This is a genomic window from Verrucomicrobiota bacterium (genome assembly GCA_016200005.1).
Lineage (GTDB): Bacteria > Verrucomicrobiota > Verrucomicrobiia > Limisphaerales > PALSA-1396 > PALSA-1396.
Map to the genome: position 1 here is coordinate 162,879 of JACQFP010000031.1, position 6,508 is coordinate 169,386.

Consider the following 6,508-nt stretch of genomic DNA (forward strand, 5'->3'; position numbering starts at 1 on the left):
CCTGCTCGAAACAAGCTAAAGCTGGAATTCCAACCTTAATTCAAAACGCCACACCGCTTCAACGTTGTTCTGAGCACCGCGCGATTCTTCCGATTCATCGGCACTAGTGGCAGCCGATATTCTTCCTCGATTTGTCCCATCATGGCCAGTGCTGCTTTCACGGGGATCGGATTGGTTTCGACAAACAAGTCTTTGAACAGTGGATAATATTTTTCGTGAATTTTCAACGCGGTCGAGAGTTGGCCACGGGCAAACGCGTTGACCATTTGGGCGACTTGCTTGGGAACGACGTTCGACGCCACGCTGATGACGCCTTGCGCGCCCACAGCCATGAACGGCAGCGTCAGGGAATCATCGCCGCTGAGAATTTCAAAGCGCGGCCCAAGCGCGGCGCGAAGCTGGCTGACACGGTCGGGATTGCCACCGGCCTCTTTGATGCCAACGATGTTCTTGCATTCCCCAGCGAGACGCTTGACCGTCTCGACGCCGATCTCTATACCGCAACGGCTCGGAACGCTATAAAGCACAATGGGCAGTTTCGTCTTCCGCGCAACAGCGCGAAAGTGCTGGAACAATCCCTCCTGTGTGGGCTTGTTGTAATAGGGCGCGACCTGCAACGAGCCGTCCGCACCGACTTTCTCCGCGCGCTCAGTCAGGTAGATTGCTTCGCTGGTGGAATTACCGCCCGTGCCCGCGAGCACTTTGATTTTGCCGCCGGCGAATTTCACGGACAAGGCGATGATCTGGATGTGCTCCTCGTAATCGACCGTGGGCGATTCGCCCGTCGTACCAACCGGAACGATGCCATCGACACCCGCTTTGACCTGGATCTTGATGAGACGTTCCAGCGCGGCTTTGTCGATCTGCCCGTTTCTAAACGGCGTAACGATGGCGGTGTAAGTTCCAGTGAACATAATTCAAATGCGACGGATAAACTCAGTCAAAGAAGCGCGTTTGGCGAGCCTGATTTTAATCCGGCGGGAAAACCACTGACTTCGCGGGCGGATCTCTCCGCAAATGAAAAACCCTCCAGCCTTTTCGGACCAGAGGGTTGAACAGCACTGAACCAACTTGGAACCAAAGTTACTTCGGCATTGATTTCTTCATGTCGTCCATGGCTTTCTTGGCGCCATCCGCAGCCTGGTTGGCAGTATTGGCCATGGCAGTTTTCAATTGTTCCAGAACATCACTGACGGCTTGCTTCTGTTCAGGCGTCAGTTTTCCGTCCGCGGCCACACCTTGGAGCGACGCCATCGCCCCTCCAAAATCCGAAGATTTGATGGCAGAAACAGCCGAATCCACCTTGCTCTTGGTGGCCGGTTCAGCCGATTGAAAACTGCTTTCCAGTTTGCCGGTGTCCACACTGCTCTTCTTCGCGCATCCGCCGAACAATAAAGCGGCGGCCATAACCGTCGTCAGAATCCACGCGTATCGTTTCATATAATTAATGAGTTGAAGGTTGCCTGATTGGTTTTGGTTGTGGGGCGATGGTAGAAATGCATCCATCCGGCGTCAACAGGATTTTCGGACACCTGTTTCACTTTTTCTCCGGCTTGAGGTGCCTGGCAAAGAAAGCGAGCATCGCCTCGTCCGCCCGTTCGGCATCCGCGCCTTTGAAACCGTGGCCCGCGCCCTGGAGCGTGAGCAACTCTGCCTCGACATCGCAGGCTTTCAGGCGGTCCACAATCCAAGTGGCCTGTTCGTAAGCGACGTATTTGTCATCGGTGCCGTGGATGCACAACGTCGGCGCGGCGTCCGGGGTCACCCAATAGAGCGGACTGCCAGTGATGTGTTTATGGCGTTCCTGTTCCAAGTTGCCGCCGAAAAACAACGGCAACACTTCCGCCGCGTCCACACTCTTGCCATAGGATTTGGTGAAATCGCTCGGCCCGTAGAAATTGACGACGCAGGCGACGCTGCTCGATTGCTCCGCGTTTCCGCCATCGCCCTCGAATTGCTTGACACCCGCCGTCACGCCAAGGAATTGCGCGAGATGCCCACCGGCTGAACCGCCGGTAACGCCGATGTGGTCGGGGTCGAGGTTGTATTTCTTCGCGTTCGCCCGCAACCAGCGGACGGCGGCCTTCACGTCATGCACCGCCGCGGGGAATTGATACTTGGGCGACAAGCGATAACTGGCTGTGGCCGCAACGTAACCCTTTTGGGCCAGCGTCAGGCAAAGTTTGTTGTAGCCGTCGCGATGGCCCGCGCGGAATCCGCCGCCGTGAATGCACAGAATTGCCGGTAGCGGGCCGGTGGCGTTCTTCGGTCGCGCCAGATTCAATTGCAGATGTTGGTTGTCAGGATTGGAATACTCGATGGCTTGTTCGAATACCACGTCGTTGGGCACGACCAAATCCGCCGCATGAATATTCGTGCCAGCGGCAAAAGTTAAAAAGCTGAACCACATCGCAAGGAGATTTTTCATGCAGGTAAAAGTGAAGTAAAATGGCGGCAAAGCCAACGAGGAAATTATCGACGAGTCAACCACGGCGCGGTTTTAGTTGCGGATGAGGCCGCGATAATTAAACTCCAAAGTGGATGAGTAAAGAAGCGGATGACAATCACAAATCAACGGTTCAGTTCATCATTGCATTGGCGGTGGTTTTGGGCGGGGTCGCGGTCGGCTCGATCGTCGTGATGCGGCACGAGCAACCGCCCGTCTATCCCGTCAGACCCGCCGGCACGTCGCCGTCACAGGCCCATCCTGCCGACACCAATGACATGGTCTGGATTCCGGGCGGCACGTTTTGGATGGGTTCGGATGAAGGGCAAACGGACGAGCGGCCCCTACATGAAGTCACGGTGAATGGTTTCTGGATGGACAAGACCGAAGTCACGAACGAGCAGTTTGAAAAGTTCGTCCGCGCAACGGGTTACGTTACCGTCGCCGAGCGCAAGCCCGATCCAAAAGATTTCCCCGGTGTGCCGTCCGAAAATCTTGTCCCCGGTTCAATCGTGTTCACGCCGCCGCCCGGCGAGGTGGCGTTGGATAATCATTTCGCCTGGTGGAGTTATGTGCCGGGCGCAAACTGGCGTCATCCTGAAGGACCGGATTCCACCATCCAAGGTCGCGAAAAATTTCCTGTGGTGCACGTTTCCTGGGACGACGCGATGGCTTATGCAAAATGGGCGGGCAACCGGTTGCCGACGGAGGCCGAGTGGGAATTTGCCGCGCGCGGTGGACTGGCCCGGCAACCTTACGTCTGGGGCAAAGAGCAGGTGCCCGGCGGCAAATGGCAGGCGAACATCTGGCAGGGACGCTTTCCCAACGAGAACACGTTGGCTGATGGTTTCAAAGGCGCAGCACCGGTCGCGTCGTTCCCGCCGAATGGCTACGGGCTTTACGACGTGGCGGGAAATGTCTGGGAATGGTGCGCCGATTGGTATCTGCCCGATTACTATGCGCACAGCCCGAAGGAAAATCCGCCCGGGCCAGACACGAGTTTCGATCCCAACGAGCCGGGAGTGATGAAGCGTGTCCAACGCGGCGGCTCTTACTTGTGCAGCGACTTGTATTGCATCGGTTATCGTCCCAGCGCGCGGATGAAAAGCACGCCGGACACCGGGTTGTCGCACACCGGCTTTCGGTGTGTGCGCTCGAAATGACGAGGCGTGATGCAAGACAACGAATCGTGGAGTTTCAGCAGTTACCGGTTTTACGATTTCTTCTCCGCCTTCTTCTCCTCGGCAGGTTTGAGCGGCCACTGCGCTGATTCCGTCCGCGCGGTTTTCAGGTACGCTTCAATCTTCGCCACAATTTCCGGATGCTGGCTCGCGACATTCGTCTGTTCGCCCAAATCAGTTTTCAAGTTGTAAAGTTCCAACGGCACACCCGGACTCAACCGCACGGCTTTCCAATCGCCCATCCGCACGGCCTGCTTCGAGCCGCGCTCGTGGAACTCCCAGTAAAAGAACTCGTGCCGCTTCGTTTGTTCCTGACCGAGCAACGTCGGCAGAATGGAAATGCCGTCGATGTTCGGCGGCGGCTTGACACTCGCGATCTCCGCCGCCGTCGGCAGGAAATCCCAGAACGCCCACGGGAAATCACTGACGACGCCCTCCTTGATCTTGCCCGGCCAGCGAACAATCGTCGGCACGCGGATGCCGCCTTCGTAAAGATCGCGTTTGATGCCGCGCAAAGGCCCGCGGCTCTCGAAGAAATCGGGATCGTTGCCGCCTTCCTTGTGCGGGCCGTTGTCGCTGGAGAAAAAAACAATCGTGTTGTCGTCGATCTGCAGGTCTTTGAGTTTGGACAGGAGGATGCCGACGTCGCGGTCGAGACGGGTGATCATCGTGGCCTTGTTTTTTTCCGGTTGCGGCCACGGCTCATTGGCGTAAGGCGAATCGCCCGGCGCTTCCATGCCGTTGCCGGTGGCGCGGGTCAATTCGTTGTTCGCGTGCGGGATCGTGTAGGCGAGATAAAGAAAGAACGGTTTGTCCTTGTTGATGTTCAAAAAGTTCAGCGCGGTGAACGTGAAATAGTCATGGGAATATTCGCCCTTCTGGCCGTTCTGATTCTTGTCCAGCAACACGCGACGTTCGTTCCCTTGCGGGTCGCTGCGCCAGAGAAATTCGGGATAGTAATTGTGAGCGTGATGCTGATCGAGATAGCCAAACCATTCGTCGAAACCCTTCTTGCCGGGAACACCCGATGAACCTTCCAGGCCGAGTCCCCACTTGCCAATGACGCCGGTGCGATAGCCGGCCTGTTTCAGAATTTCACCGACCGTCACATCTTCCGGTCGCAAAGCGAGCGATGAATTGCCGCGAATCCAGCCGTGGCCCGAATGCAGACCGGTCATGAGCGCGCACCGCGACGGCGCGCAAACCGTGCTGCCGGCATAAACGCTGGTGAAGCGCATTCCTTCATCAGCCATGCGATCAAGGCTGGGCGTTTTGATTTTCTTTTGCCCGAAACAACCGACATCGCCATAGCCGAGGTCATCCGCCAGAATGAAAATGATGTTGGGTTTGTGCTGGGGTCTGGGGCGCGTGACTTTGGGTGCCTGAGCAGCGACAGACAACGCGAGCAGGCTCGTGGCTAGGAGCGCAATCACCGCGTGCCAGAAGCCCGATGAAATTCTCTTGGTCATAATGCTGCCGGCATTTTTCAAGAAACGAGGCGCTTCGTCCAATCAAATGAACGCAAAAACCCGCTGATTGGTTGAGTCCGCCAAGTGCGTGGCCTGAAACTCCCTCCCTGATGTAGCAGCCGAGGTGACGAGGCTCTGATCAAGAATCCGGATCCCGAAATTCGAAGCTAATTGGAGCCTCATCACTTCGGCTGCAACGTTTTGCTGATCTGCCAGCGACTCATCCAGTCAGCCCCGTTTGCCCTTGGAAACCCGGCTGCGGATTTTCCCTACGCTGGTTTTCGGCAAGTCGGGCGAAATGAGTTGATGGACCTCGATTCCGTAGGTTTTCGCCAGCCGCTCCAGGGTGGACAGCCGCAAATCCTTTTTTCGACCGGCTTCAATGGCCTGGTAGTACTTGTAGGAAATCCCGCTCAACTCGGAGAACGCTTCCTGGGTCAGGTTATGGTGCGCTCTGAGGTCTTTTAACCGGGTCAAGAGCCGTGTGATTGCGGTAGCTGCCACGCGTGCAGCATCGTATTTTGAGCTTGACTAAAACACCCATCCAACGGTAGCGTTGCTGAATCTTACCAATCTGGGCACCAGTTGCACGGGGCCACCCTCAAGGGCAAGAAATTCAGTCCGTGAAGCTTAACTGCTCAATCAAATGAAAATAAAATATCCCTCTATTTTGACAGCGTGCCTAGCTGTGGCCGGTGGTGCTACGGCTCAATCGCTCACCGACGACTTTAATGGTGCGTCAATCAATCCTGCTCTATGGAGCACGTTTGTTACTTCGTTTGGCAATTCCTCGATTTCTGAATCTTCAGGCAACGTGCGTTTTGTGAACGGTTCATGGCTCACAACCGTCGCTCAATTCCCGAACGCATCAGTATCAGGCCGCTTTCGCATTTCGGGGTGGGAATACGACAGATTCAAAGTCTTGGTCAGAAGTGATGGAACAAGAGTGGACACTAATTCGCAGGTACGTATCGGCGGAATTGGGATTCAATTTACGTCTGGCTCGAACCCAGATTACGGCGCATCTCAAACCCTCCAACTCTGGAATTTTCAGACCGGAACTTTCTTGGCGGCAGCCGCCCCAACCATCGACATGAACACCTACTACGATTTTTTGATTACGGACTCCGGGAGCATGATCTCGGTATTTTTGAGTAATTCGCCAATTGCAATTCTGAGCTTTTCGAGCACTACAACCTACGGAAACTACATTGAATTTGGTAACAGAGAACAAGCGGCAGGTTCAGGGCCACCACCTTATTATCTGGACTTGGGCGGCGCAATTCTTTTTCTGTAAATTTGTTGAGCATCAAACTGAGGGCTAGGTTTGGCATTCCATGTTGAGGTAAACTTTTCCGGTTTCCCAGACTTCACTGGTTTCCTGGAGCAGGGCCGAGACGAGTCGGAGCAAC

7 protein-coding genes are annotated in these 6,508 nt (G+C 55.5%); 2 read left to right on the forward strand and 5 right to left on the reverse strand.

Annotation, left to right across the window (positions count from 1 at the left end; translation table 11 throughout):
• Nucleotides 1–35: 35 nt before the first annotated feature.
• The 3 genes from HY298_11835 to HY298_11845 form a co-directional block, all read right to left on the reverse strand.
• The gene (locus HY298_11835; protein ID MBI3850949.1) at nt 36–914 is read right to left on the reverse strand and encodes a 4-hydroxy-tetrahydrodipicolinate synthase; all 879 of its coding nucleotides are present in this window, start codon (nt 912–914) and stop codon (nt 36–38) included.
• A 169-nt stretch (nt 915–1,083) separates the two neighbouring features.
• The gene (locus HY298_11840; protein ID MBI3850950.1) at nt 1,084–1,440 is read right to left on the reverse strand and encodes a hypothetical protein; all 357 of its coding nucleotides are present in this window, start codon (nt 1,438–1,440) and stop codon (nt 1,084–1,086) included.
• Nucleotides 1,441–1,537: 97 nt separating this feature from the next.
• Nucleotides 1,538–2,428 carry an alpha/beta hydrolase gene (locus HY298_11845; protein ID MBI3850951.1) on the reverse strand — a complete coding sequence of 297 codons (891 nt, stop codon included), beginning with the start codon at nt 2,426–2,428 and terminating at the stop codon, nt 1,538–1,540.
• Between the two features lie 296 nt (nt 2,429–2,724).
• On the opposite strand from HY298_11845, the gene HY298_11850 reads away from it, so the two are divergent.
• Nucleotides 2,725–3,609, forward strand: a complete 885-nt coding sequence (locus tag HY298_11850) for a formylglycine-generating enzyme family protein (GenBank protein MBI3850952.1) — start codon at nt 2,725–2,727, stop codon at nt 3,607–3,609.
• Between the two features lie 50 nt (nt 3,610–3,659).
• Here HY298_11850 and HY298_11855 read toward each other — a convergent pair whose 3' ends face one another.
• Together HY298_11855 and HY298_11860 are read right to left on the reverse strand one after the other, a co-directional pair.
• Nucleotides 3,660–5,096 carry an arylsulfatase gene (locus tag HY298_11855; GenBank protein MBI3850953.1) on the reverse strand — a complete coding sequence of 479 codons (1,437 nt, stop codon included), beginning with the start codon at nt 5,094–5,096 and terminating at the stop codon, nt 3,660–3,662.
• Between the two features lie 228 nt (nt 5,097–5,324).
• Nucleotides 5,325–5,600, reverse strand: coding sequence for a helix-turn-helix transcriptional regulator (locus HY298_11860; GenBank protein MBI3850954.1), 276 nt, complete (start codon nt 5,598–5,600; stop codon nt 5,325–5,327).
• Between the two features lie 142 nt (nt 5,601–5,742).
• Here HY298_11860 and HY298_11865 point away from each other — a divergent pair, with 142 nt between their 5' ends.
• Entirely contained in the window at nt 5,743–6,393 is a 651-nt protein-coding gene (locus HY298_11865) for a hypothetical protein (protein MBI3850955.1), read from the forward strand.
• The last annotated feature ends 115 nt before the right edge of the window (nt 6,394–6,508 follow it).

Excerpts from the sequence above, each read along its gene's own strand:
- HY298_11845 (MBI3850951.1), bottom strand. The coding sequence starts at position 2,428 with ATGAAAAATCTCCTTGCGATGTGGTTCAGCTTTTTAACTTTTGCCGCT.
- HY298_11840 (MBI3850950.1), bottom strand. The coding sequence starts at position 1,440 with ATGAAACGATACGCGTGGATTCTGACGACGGTTATGGCCGCCGCTTTA.
- HY298_11850 (MBI3850952.1), top strand. The coding sequence starts at position 2,725 with ATGGTCTGGATTCCGGGCGGCACGTTTTGGATGGGTTCGGATGAAGGG.
- HY298_11835 (MBI3850949.1), bottom strand. The coding sequence starts at position 914 with ATGTTCACTGGAACTTACACCGCCATCGTTACGCCGTTTAGAAACGGG.
- HY298_11865 (MBI3850955.1), top strand. The coding sequence starts at position 5,743 with ATGAAAATAAAATATCCCTCTATTTTGACAGCGTGCCTAGCTGTGGCC.
- HY298_11855 (MBI3850953.1), bottom strand. The coding sequence starts at position 5,096 with ATGACCAAGAGAATTTCATCGGGCTTCTGGCACGCGGTGATTGCGCTC.